The organism is Streptomyces sp. NPDC021224 (assembly GCF_044332905.1).
Classification (GTDB): domain Bacteria; phylum Actinomycetota; class Actinomycetes; order Streptomycetales; family Streptomycetaceae; genus Actinacidiphila.
Map to the genome: position 1 here is coordinate 53,978 of NZ_JBIRPW010000001.1, position 17,204 is coordinate 71,181.

Sequence of the window (17,204 nt, forward strand, 5' to 3'; positions counted from 1 at the left end):
GCTTGCCCTCGGCCGCCCCGCAGGGGGAACGCGCATGCCGCGTGGCGGGGCACACCAGGGGCGCGGGGAACTGCGTGCTCAGCGCACTGGCGGCGGACGGTCGCGATCGGCACCTCAGGTGGCAACCCGGGGCGTGGGGGCAGCCCGGGGCAACCCCGTGCGTGAAGGGCGCTACCAGGCGAGTTGGTCGAGCTCGTCGGCGACAGCCGACACCGCTGGGCTCGCCGGGTCGATGAGGGGAAAGTGGCCGCGGCCGGGGAGCCACGCCAGCGTGACCTCCTCCCCCGCGGCGGCGGCCGCCTCGGCGTAGGCGCGGCTGACGGCCGGGGGGACCTCGTTGTCAGTGGTGCCGTGCACGATGGTGACGGCGATACCGGTGGGGAGCAGCGCGGCGGGATCGGCGTGCGGGAGCCGGGCGGCGAGGTGGTCGGGGCCGCCGAGCAGCTGGGGCACGGCGTCGGAGCACACGCCCAGCCGGATCGCCGTGGTGAGGTCGGCGATCGGGGCGAGGGCGACGACGCCCCGCAGCGGGGGAGGTGTGTCGGTGTGCCAGGGCGAGTCGGGCGGCAGGACGTGCCGCGCGGCGGCCCACAGCGCGAGGTGGCCGCCCGCGCTGTGCCCGCCGAGCAGGAAGCGCCGCGGGTCCACCGTGTCCGCGCCCAGGGTGCGGAGTGCGAGGGCGGGCAGCGCGTCGACGGCGGCGGCGACGTCGTCGAAGGTCTCGGGCCAGCGCCCGGCCACGGGCGGCTCGGTGCCGTCCTGGGCGCCTTGCGGGGGTGCGCCGCGGCGGTATTCGACCGATGCCACCGCGAAGCCGTGCCGGGCCAGGTGGGCGGCCAGCGGCGAGAGGTGGGCGCGGTCGTAGCGGGCCCGCCAGGCCCCGCCGTGCAGCAGCGCGACCAGGGGCGCGCCCCGCCCGTCCCCGCGTCCCGGGGCGGCCCGGTAGAAGTCGACGACCTGCTCGGGGTGCTCCCCGTACGCGGCGGTGGCGTCCGGGGGGACGGCGGGGTGCGCGAAGGCCGAGGCCTCCTCGGCGGCAGCGGCAGCGGCGGCCGCGGTGGCGGCGGTGGCCACGTCCGGCCGTGGTGCGGCGGGGTTCCGGGCGGTCATCGCTCAGGCCGCCCCGGATGCGGAGATCACGTCGGCCAGCGTACGGGCGGCCCGCAGGGCGTCGGCGTGCCGGGTGTAGAGCGGGGTGAAGCCGAAGCGCAGGATGTCGGGGCGGCGGAAGTCGCCGACGACACCGCGGGCGATCAGCTCGCGCATCACCGTGCCCGCGCCCTCGCAGCGCAGCGAGACCTGGCTGCCGCGTTCGGCGTGGCCCGCGGGGGTCACGGGCTCGACGAGCCGGGGCGGGACGAGGGCGGTGACGCAGCCGAGGAAGAAGTCGGTGAGGGTGAGGCTCTTGGCGCGCACCGCGGCGATGTCGACGCCGTCCCAGGCGTCGAGGGCGGCGTCCAGGGCGAGCAGCGAGAGGATCTCGGGGGTGCCGACGCGGCCACGCGCGGCGCCGTCGGCGGGCTGGTAGCCGGGGGCCATCTCGAAGGGGTCGGCGTGCGAGTTCCAGCCGGGCAGCGGCGAGTCGAAGAGCGGCTGGACGGCGCGGCGGACGTAGAGGTACGCGGGCGAGCCGGGCCCGCCGTTGAGGTATTTGTACGTGCAGCCGACCGCGAAATCGACCTCGGCGGCGTCGAGCCCGACGGGCAGCGCCCCGGCACTGTGGCAGAGGTCCCAGACGGCGAGGGCTCCGGCCTCGTGCAGCGCGGCGGTGATGCCGGGCAGGTCGTAGAGCCGCCCGGTGCGGTAGTCGACGTGGTTGACCAGCGCCGCGGCCGTGCGCTCGTCGGCCGCTTCGGCGATCTCCGCGGGCGGCACGGCCCGTACGGTGCGGCCGGTGAGCCGGGCGGCGGAGGCGGCGATGTAGCCGTCGGTGGGGAAGGTGGTGGCGTCGACGAGGATCTCGGTGCGGCCGGGCCGGGCCATCCGGATCGCGGCGACGAGCGCCTTGAAGACGTTGACGCTGGTCGAGTCGCCGACGACGATCTGGCCGGCGGCGGCGCCGACCAGGGGCGCGATACGGTCGCCGATCCGCTCGGGTGCGGTCCACCAGCCGCTCTCCTCCCACGAGCGGATGCGCAGCTCGCCCCATTCGCGGGTGACGACGTCGCCGAGCCGCGGCAGCACCCCGTGGGGCAGCGCGCCCAGCGAGTTCCCGTCGAGGTAGACGGTGGAGTCGTCGAGGGCGAAGCGGTCGCGTACGGCGGCGAGGGGGTCGGCCGCGTCCAGCTCGGCGGCGCGCGCGGCCAGGTCGTCGGCAGCGGCGGCGTCGGCAGCGGCGGCAGGCGGCGGCGCGGTGGGCTCAGACATGGCTTCGGGCCGTCCACAGCTCGGGGAAGACGTTCTTGGTGGCACGTTTCTCCAGCCAGGCCACCCCCGCGGAGCCGCCGGTGCCGGTCTTGGCGCCCATCGCGCGCCGGGTGGCCACCAGGTGGTCGTTGCGCCACCGCCACACGTATTCGGCGATGTCGGTGAGGGTCTCGCCGAGCCGGATGAGGTCGGTGTCCTGGTCGGAGGCGGCGTAGACGCGCTGCCAGGCGGCCTCGACCTCGGGGTGCGGCTCGTAGTGCACGGTCGGGTCGCGGTCGAGCACGGCCGCGGGGATGCGGTAGCCGCGCCGGTCCAGCAGCCGCAGCGCCTCGTCGTAGAGGCTCGGCTCGGTGAGCGCCTTCTCCAGCTCGCGGTAGGCGCGCGGGGTGCCGCGGTGCGGGACGAGCATGGACGCGGACTTCTCGCCGAGCAGGAATTCCAGCCGCCGGTACATCGCGGACTGGAAGCCGGAGCCCTCGCCGAGCGCGGAGCGGTAGGCGTTGAACTGCCCCGGGGTGAGGTGCGCGATCGGCTTCCAGGAGGCGTTCAGCGACTCCAGCTCGGGCAGGCTACGGTGCAGCGCCGCCATCGCGGCGGGCAGGTCGTCCTGGCGCAGCGCGCGGGCGGCGGTGGTCCACTCGTGCACCAGCAGGGTGAACCACAGCTCCATGACCTGGGTCGTGACCAGGAAGGCCAGCTCGCCGGGCTCGTCGGACAGAGGGTGCTGCAGATGGGTGAGGACGGACGCCTGGACGTAGTCCTCGTACGGTGTGCTGCCCTCGAACGAGAGGTTCGGGGTCGCCGCCTCGTCGGTCGGGTGGTCGGACATGGTGTACCTCCGTGTGCGGGTACCCGGGATCACCGGGCCACGCCGCGATCATCGGCGGTGCGCGCTGATCCGGCAAGGGCAGCCCGTGTCCCGGCGCGCCGCGGCCCCGTCAGGCGACCGGCGGCCCGGAGAGGTAGTGGCCCTGGGAGTCGTACGGCCACTGGTTCGCGACGCAGCCGTGCAGGCCCTTGATCTGCTGCATCATCACCGGGGCGGGCTTGCCGGGGCCGGGGCAGCCCTCGTGGTGGTGGCCGATGCGGTGGCCGACCTCGTGGTTGATGATGAGCGCGCGGTAGCCCGCGATCGGGCCGTCGAACTCGGGTGAGCCGAGCATCCAGCGCTTGAGGTTCACCACGACGGTGGCGCCGACGTCGCAGTTGACCTCGCCGCCGGTGTCCAGGCCCGCGGCGCCGCAGATGCGGTCCACGGTGTCGGGCGTGGCGATCTTGATGACGAAGTCGGCGGGGCCGGAGGAGACCAGCTGGAAGCCGTCGTGGCCGTCGGCGGTCCAGCCGCGCGGGTCGGCGAGGATGACAGCGATCTCGTGCGCGGCGTCGGTCGCGGAGAGCGAGATCCCGCCTTCGACCTCGACCTTGTAGCGGCGGATGGTGCCGTGGCCGGAGGCGCTGCCGGTGGCCCGGGCGACGCTGAAGGTGCCGGTTCCGTGCTTGGGCACCGAGGCAGGGGGCGCGCTCGTGGTCGCCGACACGTGCGGCTTGGGCGCCTTCTTCGAGGCCTTGGGGCTGGTCGTGGTTGTCTCGGGCGAGGTGCTGCGGTCGCCGTTGGCCGAGGTGCCGGAGGTGGGGGGCGTGGTCGTGGTGACGATGCCGGTGTCGAGTGTCGCGCCGCCCTCGGTCGCGCGGGACTTGTGCCACGCGGCGTATCCGGCGGTGGCGCCGACCACCAGTACCACGGCGAGCGCGAGCGGCCCCGCTATGGAGGCGCGCTGTTTGGCACGCCGGCGCCCATGCCGACTCCGCCTGTCCGGTCCTGCCACGGTTCCCCCTGCGAACGGGCAGCTCGGCGGGCCACCGCCGGGCCCCGACCCGGCTCCCTGTGGCGCACCTCGCGCTGCCTGCGGACACGCCCTCATATGTGCGTGCGAACGACAACCAATCGCGCCAACAATCGCACACAGATACGTGGACCGGCCGAGTGCCCCCCATCTGTGGCAGTACCGTCACATTGGCCCCGGCCGTGACCGGGGAGCGAACAGGCGGCGGGGGCGCCGCGGGGGCAGCGGGCGGAACGGGAGCCGGGCCGGGTGGTCGGCCCGGGACGCCGGGGGCTCAGCCCAGGATGTCGGCGGCCGTCGGCGAGCTGTCCCGCAGGAAGGCCGTGCAGCGCTCGTACTCCTCCTGCTCGCCGATCGACCCGGCGGCGCGGGCGAGGGCGTGCAGCGCGCGCAGGAAGCCGCGGTTGGGCTCGTGTTCGAAGGGCACCGGGCCGTGGCCGCGCCAGCCGGCCCGGCGCAGCGCGTCCAGTCCGCGGTGGTAGCCGGTGCGGGCGTAGGCGTAGGACTCGACGACCCGGCCGCCCTCGAACGCCTCGTCGGCGAGCTGCGCCCAGGCCAGCGAGGAGGCCGGGTACTTGGCCGCGACGTCGGCGGGGGCGGTGCCGGAGGCGAGCAGTTCGCGCGGCCCGGGGTCGTCGGGCAGGTGCGTGGGGGCCGGGCCCCCGAGCAGGTTCTCGTGGATTGCCATGGGTTCCAGTCTGCCCGAGCCGCTGCGCGAAGGGACCCCCGGCATGTGCCGGAGGTCCCTGTCGGGCGTCGCCCTCACGGGTACGCGAGGCGCGTACCGGCGGGGGTCACTTGCGCTTGTTGCCCGCGGACCGCAGGTTCTCGGCGGCGACGACGACACGCGCGGCCATGCCGGCCTCGGCGGACTTGCCCCACACGCGCGGGTCGTAGGCCTTCTTGTTGCCGACCTCGCCGTCGACCTTCAGCACACCGTCGTAGTTGGAGAACATGTGTGCGGCGACGGGCCGGGTGAAGGCGTACTGCAGGTCGGTGTCGATGTTCATCTTGACGACACCGTTCTCCAGGGCCTCGTCGATCTCCTCCTGGGTGGAGCCGGAGCCGCCGTGGAAGACGAAGTCGAAGGCGTTGGCCTTGCCGTACTTCTGCGCCACCGCGTCCTGCAGCTCGCGGAGGATCTCCGGGCGCAGCACGACGTTGCCCGGCTTGTAGACGCCGTGCACGTTGCCGAAGGAGGCGGCCAGCAGGTAGCGGCCCTGCTCGCCCAGGCCGACGGCCTCGACGGTGCGGTAGGCGTCGTCGACGGTGGTGTAGAGGCTCTCGTTGATCTCGTGCGAGACGCCGTCCTCCTCACCGCCGGTCGGGGTGATCTCCATCTCCAGGATGATCTTGGCCTTGACCGCCTGGGCCAGCAGCTCCTTGGCGATGGCGAGGTTGTCGTCCAGGGTCTCGGCGGAGCCGTCCCACATGTGCGACTGGAAGAGCGGGTTGCGGCCGGCGGCCACGCGCTCCTGCGAGATGGCCAGCAGCGGGCGGACGTAGCCGTCCAGCTTGTCCTTCGGGCAGTGGTCGGTGTGCAGGGCGACGGTGACCGGGTACTTCTCGGCGACGACGTGCGCGAACTCGGCGAGCGCGACCGCGCCCGTCACCATGTCCTTCTTGTACTGGCCGCCGAGGAACTCCGCGCCGCCCGTGGAGATCTGGATGATGCCGTCGCTCTCCGCCTCGGCCAGGCCGCGCAGCGCGGCGTGCAGCGTCTGCGACGACGTGACGTTGATGGCCGGGTAGGCGAACTTCCCCGCCTTCGCCCGGTCGAGCATGTCGTTGTAGACCTCGGGGGTAGCGATGGGCATCGTTTCCGCTCCTCAGATTCCGCGGGGTGGTGGTGCTAGGCGTGGCGACGTCATCGTCGGCCCTATCTTCCCATTCTCGAACGGATACACCACCTCGGTGCGGGCGGCATCCCCCGCACGCGGCCGGGTGTTTCACGTGAAACACCCCAAGCACGGCGAAACCGCAGGTCACAGCGCTTTCGAGAGGTGTACGCAGCGAGGCTCGGCCGCCGCCGGGCCCTTCACGGGCCGACGGCGGCCGCCGCTCAGTACAGCCCGAGGTCGGCCAGCGAATACACCGCGAGATACGGCAGACCCGTCTCCGTAACCTTCGGCTCGGCGCCGCGGTCGACGATGACGGCGACGGCGACGACCTCGGCGCCCGCCTCGCGCGCCGCCTCGACGGCGGTCAGCGGCGAACCGCCGGTGGTCGAGGTGTCCTCGACGACCAGCACCCGGCGGCCCGCGATGTCCGGGCCCTCGATCCGGCGCTGCATGCCGTGCGCCTTGGTGGCCTTGCGCACCACGAAGGCGTCCAGCCGCTTCCCGCGCGCCGCTGCGGCGTGCAGCATCGCCCCGGCGACCGGGTCCGCGCCGAGCGTCAGCCCGCCCACCGCGTCGTAGTCCAGATCGGCGGTGAGGTCCAGCATCGCCTGGCCGACCAGCGGGGCGGCCTGGCCGTCCAGCGTGATGCGGCGCAGGTCGATGTAGAAGTCGGCCTCGATACCGGAGGAGAGGGTCACCTTGCCGTGCACCACGGCCTTGTCCTGGATCTGCTGCAGCAGTGCACTGCGTACGTCGTCGCTCATGCCGACCAGTATCCGGCCCGCGGACCCGGCCCGTCGCACCGGATCCGGGGTGCGCCGGGCAGGTCAGCCGATGCGGTGCCAGCTCCAGGTGGTGGTGATCTCCAGCGGGTCGATCGGGGTGACCAGGCGCGGCGTGGTGTTGAGGCCGTTCGGCGGGCCGGACTGCGGCTCGACGCACACCGCCTCGGGCTGCTCGTCGTAGACCACGACCCACTGGGCGGGGCTCTGCACCTCCAGGCGCAGCTCGCCGGGCCAGGTGAGCGTCACATCGACGCCGTCGGGCATGCCGAAGCAGTCGTCCCAGGGGCCGGGGCGGGGAGTGACGCGGTTGCCGTTGGGCAGGTGGTTGTCGCCGCGCTCCTCCTGCCAGTCGGCACGGAAGGCCAGCTCGACGTCCTGGCCGCCCTTGCCGAGGTTGCGGTTCCACCAGGGGTGCCAGCCGGCCTGCGCGGGGAAGGAGTCGCCGCCCGGGGCGACCTCGACGCTCAGCGTGAGCTTCACCGAATGCGGGGCCAGCTCCACGGTGTGGGTGACCCGGCCGGGGTAGGGCCAGGGGTCGGTCAGCTCGGTGTGGAACGACGCGGTGGTCTCGGTGGCCGGGGCCGCCTCCTGCCACGCGCGGTGCCGCACGGTGCCGTGAATGGCGTGCGGCGGCGCGTCCACCGGAAGCTGGTGGGTGACGCCGCCGTTGCGGAAGGCCCCGTTCTCGGTGCGGCCGGCCCACGGCACCATAAGAAAGGCGCCGAATCGGTCGCCCTGGCGCAGGAGTTCCGTCCCGGCGACCTTCAGGGAGGCGATCCGGCAGCCGTTCCCGGGCTCCAAGGTCAGTTCGGCGTCGCCCGCCGTCAGCTTCGTCTCATTCTCCACGTCACGAGCCTAGCGGGCGGGCCCTCTGACGTTCACTTATGGTCCCGCAGCCGGGTGGTGCCGCCGAGCTGACGCCCCGTACGCGCCGCGCCCCGGCTCAGCCGCGGCGGCGCAGCGCCCGGCTCACCACCACCGCGGACGCGACGAGCGCCGCCGCGACCGGGGCCGCCCAGCGCAGGGTGGCCGCGGCCGAGGGGCTGTCGGGTGCGGGCACGGGGGCGTAGCGGCCGCGCGGCGGGGCGTGGTCGACCTCCTCGGCGCTGCGCCCGATCATCGTCCGGCGGGCGTGCGCGGCCTCGGCGGGCGGCACGAGGTCGTCGAGCGCGGCGGCGCTCTCCGGGACCTCCACCTCGACCTCGACCAGGTCGAAGTCCTCCAGCTCGGCGCCGCCCGGCACGGGCTCGCCGTCGTCGTCCACGACATCGGCCTTCGGGTCCGCGTCCAGCCCGGCCCCGGGGACGGCCTCCGCGTCGGACGCGCCCGGCTCCTGCTCCTGCTCCGGCTCGGCGCCGTCGGGCGCGTGCGCGGCCAGGTCCGTACAGAACCGGTCCAGCAGCCGCCGTGCGGCCGCCTCCACGAGCGCGGGCTCGAACGTCGTGATCCGCCCCTGGCCCGCCGCCTCGCCCCGCCAGACGACCGTCACCCCGGGCTCGGGCTGCACGGCCGCGACGACGACCAGCTCGGCGGCGACCGTCACACCGCCCCCGCCGCGCACCTCGGTGCCCGCGGCCGTCAGGGTGAAGCCCGGTCCCGTACCGTCCACCGCGACCGTGCCGCGGTAGGTGATCGTGGATCCGCCCACCCGCAGCCGCAGCCGTCCCGCGGCGGCACCGGCGGCGGTGCCCGCGGCCGCCGCGCCGCCCTCGCCCGCGTCAGCGTCCGGCTGCCAGCCGGGCAGGCAGGCCGACACCACCTCCGGCGTGCGCAGGGCCTGCACCATGCGCGCCGTGGTCATCCCCGGAACGAACGACTCATGCTCCATGCGGCGGAGCCTACCCACCCTGCCCGGAGCATGACGCTCCCGCGCCCGGCACTTTCTGCGGGAACCGGACCGCCGGCTCAGCCGGTCGGGACGCGCGGCCGCAGCAGGGTCGAGGGCGGCAGCGCCCTGCTCGGGCGGGTCGGGAGCGGGGCGCGGGCGGCCTGCCGCAGCGCCCGCGGGCTGAGGGTGGACGGTGTGCCGGGCGGCAGCCGCAGGGCGGGCGGCGCGGTGCGGGCGGCGAGCAGGTAGGCCCGGTCCGGCGTACCGGCGGCGGCGGGCGTGAGGGCCGTGCCGGGGACGGCCGCGGGCAGCCAGTACGGCGTGCTGCACAGCCCGACCGCGGTCACGGTCGCCTCGATCGTCCAGAAGGTGTGCGCGGTGCCCGCCGCCGTCCCGGCGTGCACGGCGAGCCGCCCGCCGGGGGCCAGGACGCGGGCGGCGAGCCCGAAGAACTCCTGCGAGTAGAGCTTGGCGCTGGCCGTCGTCCCCGGGTCCGGCAGGTCGGCGACGATCACGTCGTACGGCGTGGTGCGGCCGTGGCGCAGCCAGTCGAAGGGGTCGGCGGTGACGGTGCGCACCCGCGGGTCGGCGAAGGCGTGGCCGTTGACGCGGCTGAGGCCGGGGTCGGTGCGGGCCAGCCGGAGCAGCTCGGCGTCGGGCTGGACGACGGTGACGACGCCGACGTCCGGGTATCGCAGCACCTCGCGCAGGGCCTGGCCGTCGCCGCCGCCGAGCAGCAGCACGCGGGTGCGGGTGCCGTTCATCGCCGGGTGGACGAGGGCCTGGGCGTAGCGGGCGGTGGTGTCGCCGGAGACCCGCAGCCGTCCGTCGAGGTAGAGCCGCAGCGGACGGCCGGGGGTGTCGCCGCCGGTCAGGACGATCTCCTCGACGCCGGTCTGCACGGCGACCCGTACGTCCCCGCCGTACACCTCGCGGCGGGCGGCCCGCTCGAAGGGCCCGGCGACCGCGGCGGCGCCCGCGAGCACCGCAAGGACCAGCACGTTCACCACGAGCAGCCAGCCGCGGGCGCGCCGCGTCAGGTCGGCGCGGAAGAGCCACAGCACGGTCGCGCCGCCGGCCACCGCGTTGACCGCGCCGGTGGCGAGGGCGCCGGTGAGCTGCCCGGCGTGCGGCAGCAGCAGGAACGGGAAGGCGAGCCCGCCGACGAGCGCGCCCACGTAGTCGGCGGCGAAGAGGTCGGCGACCGCGCCGCCCGCGTCCTGCCGCCGTACTCGCTGCACCAGCGTCATCAGCAGCGGCACCTCGGCCCCGGTGAGGACACCGATGGCGAAGGCGCAGCCGACTATGGGCGCGCTCGCGTGCCCGAACCAGGCGAAGAGCGCGTAGAGCGCCATCACCGACAGCCCGCCGATCAGGGCGAGTCCGGTCTCGACGGCGGCGAACGCGGCGGCGGCCCGGGAGCGTAACCGTTTTGCCAGCAACGACCCGCAGCCCATCGCGAAGACCATCACCGACAGGATCACCGACGCCTGGGTGACCGAGTCGCCCAGCAGGGAGGAGGCGAGCGCGACGAGCTCCAGCTCGTAGACCAGCCCGCAGGCGGCGCAGACGAAGACGGCGGTGAGCACCAGCGCCCTCGCCGCCTGGGCCGTCACCGGTAACCGCGGTGCGAGGCGCGGGAGTTCGCTGCGGTGGCGCTGGTCGATCATGAGTGCACGCTATGTCAGTGTGGAGCCGTCGCCGGTCACCCACAGGAGTGCAAAATGGGCGGCCGTGGGCGTGCCGGGGGCATCGTTCGGGTCAGGCCAGCGCGTTCACCCGGGTCCTGGTGGTGACCAGCCGCCCCTCCTGCGGATACGCGTGCCAGGTGCGCCAGCGCACTCCCCCGTCGGCGTACTGCACGAGCATCGCGGTGAACGCGTGCGGGTCGCCCGGGAAGGTCCCGGCGAGTCCGTGCGGGTGGTCGGCGACCAGCGCGAGCAGTTCCTGGGCGCGGCCGGCGAACGAGCCCTGCGAGAGCGTCTCGATGCGCGCGGCGAACTCGTAGTCCCAGGCACCCACCCGGCGGGCCACCCCGAAGGGCAGCGGCGCCTGGCTGCCGGCCATGCAGGCCACGGTCTCCGAGCAGTCACCGCCGTCCGCGTCCACCAGGACCTGGTGGGAGGCGCCCAGCAGGCGTAATTCGACCTTGGCACGCAGCCGGCGGCCGTCCCCGACCTCGACGTTCAGCACGGCGAGCGCGGGTAGCGGGTCTTTGCCGAGACACCACGCGAGGTCGCCCGCGCGGGTGTCGGTGTAGGAGGTTTGCAGGGTGGTGAGCATGGGTCGGCTCCGCAAGCACGCAGTGGAATGTCATGGGCCGGTCGCGCCCGGCAACGGGGCGGGCGCGCATCGGCTCGTGCCCACGTGGGGTCCTGGACCCGGCGACGCGAGGAGCCGGCGAAGCCAGGGAAGGAGCCTGCGCAGCCTCCGGAGGTCCCCGCCGAAGCCCTCGAAATGGGTCCGAGAACTACGGAATCATGAATCACTTGCCACCTTCAGCGTTTTTACCGATCTGTGCGCACTTTCCATCCCTTGGAGCGCCCACGGGGTCACGTGTTCACCCGGATCCACCCTGACGCCCCCGGCCGCCGACCCCCGCGAGTACGTCCAACCCGCCACAGGATCAAGGAACTTGAGGTATGGCGGCACGGCCCGGCGGGCGGCGCCGCAGCGCGCCGCGGGACCCGCCCCGTATCGTCTGGCGCAGGGCGCCACGCGCAGGGCATCACTTCCGAGGACGGTGCGACAGATGAACGCCAGGCCGCTGCTGAACCGCAGGCTGGAAGGCCTCGGGACGACGATCTTCGCCGAGATGTCCGCGCTCGCCGCCGCCACCGGGGCGATCAACCTGGGCCAGGGCTTCCCCGACACCGACGGCCCCGAGGCGGTCCGCGAGGCCGCGGTGCGCGCGCTGCGCGACGGCCGCGGCAACCAGTACCCGCCCGGCGCGGGCGTGCCCGAGCTGCGCACCGCGATCGCCGAGCACCAACGCCGCTTCTACGGCCTGGAGTTCGACCCCGACACCGAGGTCCTGGTCACCGCGGGCGCGACCGAGGCCATCGCGGCGGCGATGCTCGCGCTGCTCGAACCGGGCGACGAGGTCATCGCGTTCGAGCCCTTCTACGACTCCTACGCCGCCTGCGTCGCGATGGCCGGCGGCGTCCGCGTCCCCCTCACCCTGCACGCCCCCGACTTCCGCCCCGACCTCGACGCCCTGCGCGACGCCGTCACCCCCCGCACCCGCCTGCTCCTCCTGAACAGCCCGCACAACCCCACCGGCACGGTCCTCACCCCCGCCGAACTGTCGGCGATCGCCGCCCTCGCCGTCGAACGCGACCTCGTCGTCGTCACCGACGAGGTCTACGAACACCTCACCTTCGACCGAGCCCGCCACACCCCCCTGATCACCCTCCCCGGCATGCGCGACCGCACCGTCTCCATCTCCTCCGCGGGCAAGACCTTCTCCTTCACCGGCTGGAAGGTCGGCTGGGTCACCGGCTCCCCCGCCCTGGTCACCGCCGTCCGCACGGCCAAGCAGTTCCTCACCTACGTCGCCTCCGGCCCCTTCCAGTACGCCGTCGCCGAGGCCCTCGCGCTCCCCGACGCGTACTACGACGCCTTCGCCACCGACCTCCAGGCCAAACGCGACCTCCTGTCCGACGGCCTGCGCGACGCCGGCTTCGACGTCTACACCCCCCAGGGCACGTACTTCGTCACCACCGACATCGCCCCCTTCGGTGAAACCGACGCCCTCACCTTCTGCCGCACCCTCCCCGAACGCGCCGGCGTCGTCGCCGTCCCCAACTCCGTCTTCTACGACCACCCCACCGCCGGCCGCACCCAGGTCCGCTTCGCCTTCTGCAAACGCCCCGAGGTCCTCACCGACGCGGCCCAGCGCCTGCGGAAGGCGTTCGGGGGCTGAGGACCGCTCCTGGCTCTGTCAGTGGGGGGTGGTCTACTCGGATCGTGCTCGAATCTGAGTGGCCATCACCTACCGGAAGTCAGGAGTCCCATGCGCACCAAGCGCATTACGCAGGTCACGGCTGTTGTGTTCGCGACCGGGCTCGCGTCGCTCGGTCTGTCGTCGTCCGCCTCCGCACAGACTGGTTCCACGGCGGTCCCGCTGCCCATAGCCCAGTACGCGCACATGCTGGTCGATCCTGTGCACCAGCACCTGTTCATCAGTGGCGGGACGGGTTCGACCAGCGTGCTGGTCACCGACTACGCGGGGCGGACGGTCGGCACGATCGAGGGTGAGGACGGGGCCGACGGGCTGGCGCTGTCGCCGGACGGGGGCACGGTGTACGCGGCGCTCGGGGACGCGGACGCGATCTCGGCCGTCGACACCGGTACCCTCGCCGAGACCGCCCGCTACGGGACGGGGGCGGGCAGCGATCCGGAGTCGGTGGTGTGGAGCGCCGGCAAGCTCTGGTTCGGCTACGGGAAGGCCGCGCACGGCGGGATCGGGTCCGTCGATCCGGCCGCCGACCCCGCCGTGGTGACCCTCCAGGCCACCGGCGACAGCTGGTACAGCGCACCGCTGCTCGCCGCCACGCCGGGCGGGAAGCTGGTGGCCGGGCAGCCGGGCCTCAGCCCGGCCTCGCTGGCCAGCTACGACGTCTCGGGCGGCAGCGCGCGGACGCTGCACGCGCAGCTCTCCCTGACCTCCCCGACGGTCAGCAGCTTCCTGGCGGACCTGGCGATCACCGCGGACGGCAAGGACGTGATCACCGCGTGCGGCGCGCCGTACGAGCACCAGGTCTTCACGGTCGCCGACCTCAGCCCGGACGGGGCGTACGGCACCGACACCTACCCCGACGCGGTGGCGCTCGGCGCGGACGGCACCGTGTTCGCCGGGTCGGAGAACTACTACGGCGACCAGGTCTTCGTCTTCGCCCCCGGCAACCCGAGCGCGGTCGCGTCCTACCCCGTCGCCCTCGACACCTTCCAGGCGGACGCGGGGCTCGCCGTCACGCCCGACGACAGCACGCTGTTCGCCATCAGCGCCGATCCGTACGGGGCGGACCCCGTGCTGCACGTCATACAGAACCCGGCGCAGGCGGCGGCCGGTCTGACCGTCTCCGGCCCGGCGCGCGTCCACCGGCACGGAAAGGTCACCCTGACCGGTGCGCTCGGCGGCCCGTCGCCGTACACCGGGGGGCAGACGGTGCAGGTCAGCCGGATCGACGCGGCGCACCCGGCGGGCACACCGCTGCCGGCCGTCACGACGGCCGCCGACGGCACGTTCACCGTCACCGACATACCCCAGGCCACCGGAGCCGTCACCTACCAGGTGACCTACGCCGGGGACGCGCACCTGACGGCGGCCACCGCGAGCGCCACCGTCCGGGTCGGCCACTGACCGTCGGCCACTGACCGGGGGGCGACCACTGACCGGGGCCGGCCGCTGACCGGCAACGGCCCGGCCCCGCACACGTCGTCCGTGTGCGGGGCCGGGCCGGGGGACGCGACCGGGCGGGTCAGTCGGTGCCGAACTCCATCGCCGCGCGGTCCAGCAGCGCGTCGTCGGGCTCCGGCTCGCCGCGGGAGGCGATGACCTCGGCGCCGCCCTCGGACAGCTCCGGCATGGTCTCGATCAGGCCGGGCGCGGGCTCCTGCGCCGGGCCGATGGCGAGGCTGCCGGAGCCGACGAGGCCGAGCTGCGCGTACTGCTCCAGCTTGGCGCGGGAGTCGGCGATGTCCAGGTTGCGCATGGTGAGCTGGCCGATCCGGTCCACCGGGCCGAACGCGGAGTCCTCGGTGCGCTCCATGGACAGCTTGTCCGGGTGGTAGCTGAAGGCCGGGCCGGTGGTGTCGAGGACGGAGTAGTCCTCGCCGCGCCGCAGCCGCAGGGTCACCTCGCCGCTGACGGCGGCGCCGACCCAGCGCTGCAGGGACTCGCGGATCATCAGCGCCTGCGGGTCCAGCCAGCGGCCCTCGTACATCAGCCGGCCGAGGCGGCGGCCCTCGGTGTGGTACTGCGCGAGGGTGTCCTCGTTGTGGATCGCGTTGACGAGGCGCTCGTACGCCGCGTGCAGCAGCGCCATGCCCGGGGCCTCGTAGATGCCGCGGCTCTTGGCCTCGATGATCCGGTTCTCGATCTGGTCGGACATGCCCAGGCCGTGCCGCCCGCCGATGGCGTTGACCTCGGACACCAGGTCGACGGGGGTCGCGAAGTCCTTGCCGTTGACGCTGACGGGGCGGCCCTGGTCGAAGCCGATCGTCACGTCCTCGGTGGCGATCTCGACCGACGGGTCCCAGAAGCGGACGCCCATGATCGGGTCGACGGTCTCGACGCCGGTGTTCAGGTGCTCCAGGGTCTTCGCCTCGTGGGTGGCACCCCAGATGTTGGCGTCGGTGGAGTACGCCTTCTCCGTGCTGTCGCGGTAGGGCAGCTCGTGCGCGAGCAGCCACTCCGACATCTCCTTGCGGCCGCCCAGCTCGGTCACGAAGTCCGCGTCCAGCCAGGGCTTGTAGATCCGCAGGTGCGGGTTGGCGAGCAGGCCGTAGCGGTAGAACCGCTCGATGTCGTTGCCCTTGAAGGTCGAGCCGTCGCCCCAGATCTGGACGTCGTCCTCCAGCATCGCCCGCACCAGCATGGTGCCGGTGACGGCACGGCCGAGCGGGGTGGTGTTGAAGTACGCCCGCCCGCCGGAGCGGATGTGGAACGCCCCGCAGGTGAGCGCGGCCAGGCCCTCCTCGACCAGCGCCGCACGGCAGTCGACCAGCCGCGCGACCTCGGCGCCGTAGGCCTTGGCACGGCCGGGCACCGACGCGATGTCGGGCTCGTCGTACTGGCCTATGTCGGCGGTGTAGGTGCACGGGACGGCGCCCTTGTCGCGCATCCACGCGACGGCGACCGACGTGTCGAGGCCACCGGAGAAGGCGATGCCGACGCGCTCGCCGACAGGGAGGGAGGTGAGGACCTTGGACATGGAAATATTATGCACACCAACGCATGCTCATGCAAAGCCCCTTCTGGAGGACCCCTCGCACAGCCGCCCGACCCGGCGCCGGGCCCGGGACGAAGGCCCACCCCGGGCCCGGCGCGAAGGCCCGCCGGCCCGGCCCGGCATGAAGACGCCCGCCCGAATGTTGTATGAACATGTATCTTGCTACGTACTGTCCGTCGAGAGGAGCCCCCCGATGACCGGACTTCCTCACCCCCCGGCGACCACCTCCGACCAGGCAGCCTGGAGTGGCGTCCTCGCCCTCCACGCGTACGTCGAGCGACAGCTCACCCAGGCCCTGCAGCGCCGGCACGGCATAGGGCTCTCGGAATTCCGCGCCCTGGAGTGCCTCGTCGATTCCCCCGCGGGCGAGCTGCGGATGCAGGACCTCGCCGACAAGGTCGGCCTCGGCCAGAGTTCGGTGACGCGCCTGGTGGGGCGGCTGGACAGCGCGGGCTTCGCCGTCCGCGACCTGTGCCCGGACGACAAGCGCGGGGTCTACGCGGTGATCACCGACGCCGGCCGGGAGCGCTACGCCTCGGCCCGCGGCACGTACGGCGAGGTCCTGACCTCGGCCCTGGACACCGCGGACGGCGCCCCCTCCCTGTCCCCCACCGTCCAGGCGCTGCGCGGCGGCGCCTGACCGTCCCGGCGGGCCCCTCACACACGGCCTCGGGCATGTTTCCGGCGTCTCCCCGCCGAGCAAAAGAATGCATGTACAATCAAGTACCAGCCTCGGGCCTTGAGGCCGCCTGCTGAAAGGACCCGCCATGCAGTGGCTCTACCTCGCCGTCGCCGACATCTTCGAGGTCGTCGTCGCCATCGCCGCCGGCAAGGCGGAGGGGTTCAGAAACCGCCGGTGGACGGCGGTGACCCTGGTCAGCGGCGCCATCGGGACGTACCTCCTGAGCCGGGCGCTGCTGACCTTCGACGTCGGCGTCGGCTACGCGGTCTGGACGTCCGTCGCCGGGGTCGGGATCACCCTGCTCGGCGCGGCGCTCTTCAAGCAGCGCCTGGACTGGCGCAAGGCGCTCGGCATCGCCGTCATCATCACCGGCGTCGTCGGCCTCCAGCTCAGCGGCGCCGCGTAACGCTCCCGCCCGCCCCCGCTCCCACCTCCTCCCCCGCTCCCGCACGCGCCCACCCACGAAAGGACCCGGGCTGATGTCCGACACCGGCCGTTCCGCCGCCAACCCCTGGCTCGTCCTCCTCCTGGCGGGAGGGTTCGAGATCGGCTACGCGCTCTCCGTGGGCGGCAGCCACGGCTTCACCCGCGTGCTCTGGTCGCTCGTCGCCGTCGTGTTCTTCCTGCTGACGCTGTGGGCCCTGAGCGTCGCGCTGCGCGCCATCGACGTCGGCATCGGTTACGCGGTCTGGGCCGGCATCGGCTCGGCCGGTGCCGCGCTGCTGGGTCCCGTCTTCTTCGACGAGACCCTCACGACCCCGCAGGCCCTGTGGCTCGGGCTGATCATCGTCGGCGTGGTGTGGCTCAAGCTCGCCGACCGGCCGCGTCCCTCCCGGCAGGCAGTGGCGGCGCCGCAGGAGGTCGGCGCGGACCGCTGAGCCGTACCGGCCACGGCGTTCCG

At 73.6% G+C, this 17,204-nt stretch carries 17 protein-coding genes; 5 read left to right on the forward strand and 12 right to left on the reverse strand.

All coding sequences use genetic code 11. The features are described from left to right. Positions 1-171: 171 nt before the first annotated feature. From ACH4PY_RS00190 to ACH4PY_RS00240, 11 genes are all read right to left on the reverse strand, one after another. Complete coding sequence (locus ACH4PY_RS00190; protein ID WP_398173810.1) at positions 172-1,110, reverse strand: alpha/beta hydrolase family protein; 939 nt, start codon at positions 1,108-1,110, stop codon at positions 172-174. Positions 1,111-1,113: 3 nt separating this feature from the next. Then, positions 1,114-2,367, reverse strand: coding sequence for a kynureninase (gene kynU / locus ACH4PY_RS00195; protein ID WP_398173813.1), 1,254 nt, complete (start codon positions 2,365-2,367; stop codon positions 1,114-1,116). Then, positions 2,360-3,196, reverse strand: coding sequence for a tryptophan 2,3-dioxygenase family protein (locus ACH4PY_RS00200; RefSeq protein WP_398173816.1), 837 nt, complete (start codon positions 3,194-3,196; stop codon positions 2,360-2,362). The genes kynU and ACH4PY_RS00200 overlap by 8 nt, the downstream gene beginning before the upstream one ends. 109 nt (positions 3,197-3,305) lie before the next feature. Next, positions 3,306-4,100, reverse strand: a complete 795-nt coding sequence (locus ACH4PY_RS00205) for a DUF3152 domain-containing protein (protein ID WP_398173819.1) — start codon at positions 4,098-4,100, stop codon at positions 3,306-3,308. A 385-nt stretch (positions 4,101-4,485) separates the two neighbouring features. Beyond that, entirely contained in the window at positions 4,486-4,899 is a 414-nt protein-coding gene (locus ACH4PY_RS00210; protein ID WP_398173822.1) for a DUF3151 domain-containing protein, read from the reverse strand. Between the two features lie 106 nt (positions 4,900-5,005). Further along, positions 5,006-6,028: a class II fructose-bisphosphate aldolase gene (gene fbaA / locus ACH4PY_RS00215; protein WP_398173825.1), complete on the reverse strand. Its 1,023-nt coding sequence runs from the start codon at positions 6,026-6,028 to the stop codon at positions 5,006-5,008. 245 nt (positions 6,029-6,273) lie between these two features. Continuing rightward, the gene (gene pyrE, locus ACH4PY_RS00220) at positions 6,274-6,816 is read right to left on the reverse strand and encodes an orotate phosphoribosyltransferase (RefSeq protein ID WP_398173828.1); all 543 of its coding nucleotides are present in this window, start codon (positions 6,814-6,816) and stop codon (positions 6,274-6,276) included. Positions 6,817-6,879: 63 nt separating this feature from the next. Next, positions 6,880-7,683, reverse strand: a complete 804-nt coding sequence (locus ACH4PY_RS00225) for an aldose 1-epimerase (RefSeq protein WP_398173831.1) — start codon at positions 7,681-7,683, stop codon at positions 6,880-6,882. A gap of 97 nt (positions 7,684-7,780) precedes the next feature. Beyond that, the gene (locus tag ACH4PY_RS00230) at positions 7,781-8,665 is read right to left on the reverse strand and encodes an SRPBCC domain-containing protein (RefSeq protein WP_398173834.1); all 885 of its coding nucleotides are present in this window, start codon (positions 8,663-8,665) and stop codon (positions 7,781-7,783) included. A 77-nt stretch (positions 8,666-8,742) separates the two neighbouring features. Next, positions 8,743-10,335 (reverse strand): polyamine aminopropyltransferase, encoded by a 1,593-nt coding sequence (locus tag ACH4PY_RS00235; protein ID WP_398173837.1) that lies wholly within the window; start codon positions 10,333-10,335, stop codon positions 8,743-8,745. 91 nt (positions 10,336-10,426) lie between these two features. Further along, on the reverse strand, positions 10,427-10,948 hold the full coding sequence (locus ACH4PY_RS00240) for a DUF2617 family protein (protein WP_398173840.1): 522 nt from the start codon (positions 10,946-10,948) through the stop codon (positions 10,427-10,429). 469 nt (positions 10,949-11,417) lie between these two features. Between ACH4PY_RS00240 and ACH4PY_RS00245 the strand changes: the two genes are divergently transcribed. Continuing rightward, positions 11,418-12,590, forward strand: a complete 1,173-nt coding sequence (locus ACH4PY_RS00245) for a pyridoxal phosphate-dependent aminotransferase (RefSeq protein ID WP_398173843.1) — start codon at positions 11,418-11,420, stop codon at positions 12,588-12,590. Positions 12,591-12,680: 90 nt separating this feature from the next. Then, positions 12,681-14,030 carry a YncE family protein gene (locus tag ACH4PY_RS00250; RefSeq protein WP_398173846.1) on the forward strand — a complete coding sequence of 450 codons (1,350 nt, stop codon included), beginning with the start codon at positions 12,681-12,683 and terminating at the stop codon, positions 14,028-14,030. A 118-nt stretch (positions 14,031-14,148) separates the two neighbouring features. Here the strand turns inward: ACH4PY_RS00250 and argG are convergent, their stop codons facing one another. After that, entirely contained in the window at positions 14,149-15,603 is a 1,455-nt protein-coding gene (gene argG / locus ACH4PY_RS00255) for an argininosuccinate synthase (protein ID WP_398173849.1), read from the reverse strand. A gap of 211 nt (positions 15,604-15,814) precedes the next feature. Between argG and ACH4PY_RS00260 the strand changes: the two genes are divergently transcribed. From ACH4PY_RS00260 to ACH4PY_RS00270, 3 genes are all read left to right on the forward strand, one after another. Next, positions 15,815-16,261: a MarR family winged helix-turn-helix transcriptional regulator gene (locus ACH4PY_RS00260; protein ID WP_398173852.1), complete on the forward strand. Its 447-nt coding sequence runs from the start codon at positions 15,815-15,817 to the stop codon at positions 16,259-16,261. A 127-nt stretch (positions 16,262-16,388) separates the two neighbouring features. Continuing rightward, positions 16,389-16,709 (forward strand): DMT family transporter, encoded by a 321-nt coding sequence (locus tag ACH4PY_RS00265; protein WP_398173855.1) that lies wholly within the window; start codon positions 16,389-16,391, stop codon positions 16,707-16,709. Between the two features lie 73 nt (positions 16,710-16,782). After that, a complete protein-coding gene (locus ACH4PY_RS00270) occupies positions 16,783-17,181 on the forward strand; it encodes a DMT family transporter (RefSeq protein WP_398173858.1) in 399 nt (132 codons plus the stop codon). Positions 17,182-17,204: the final 23 nt, after the last annotated feature.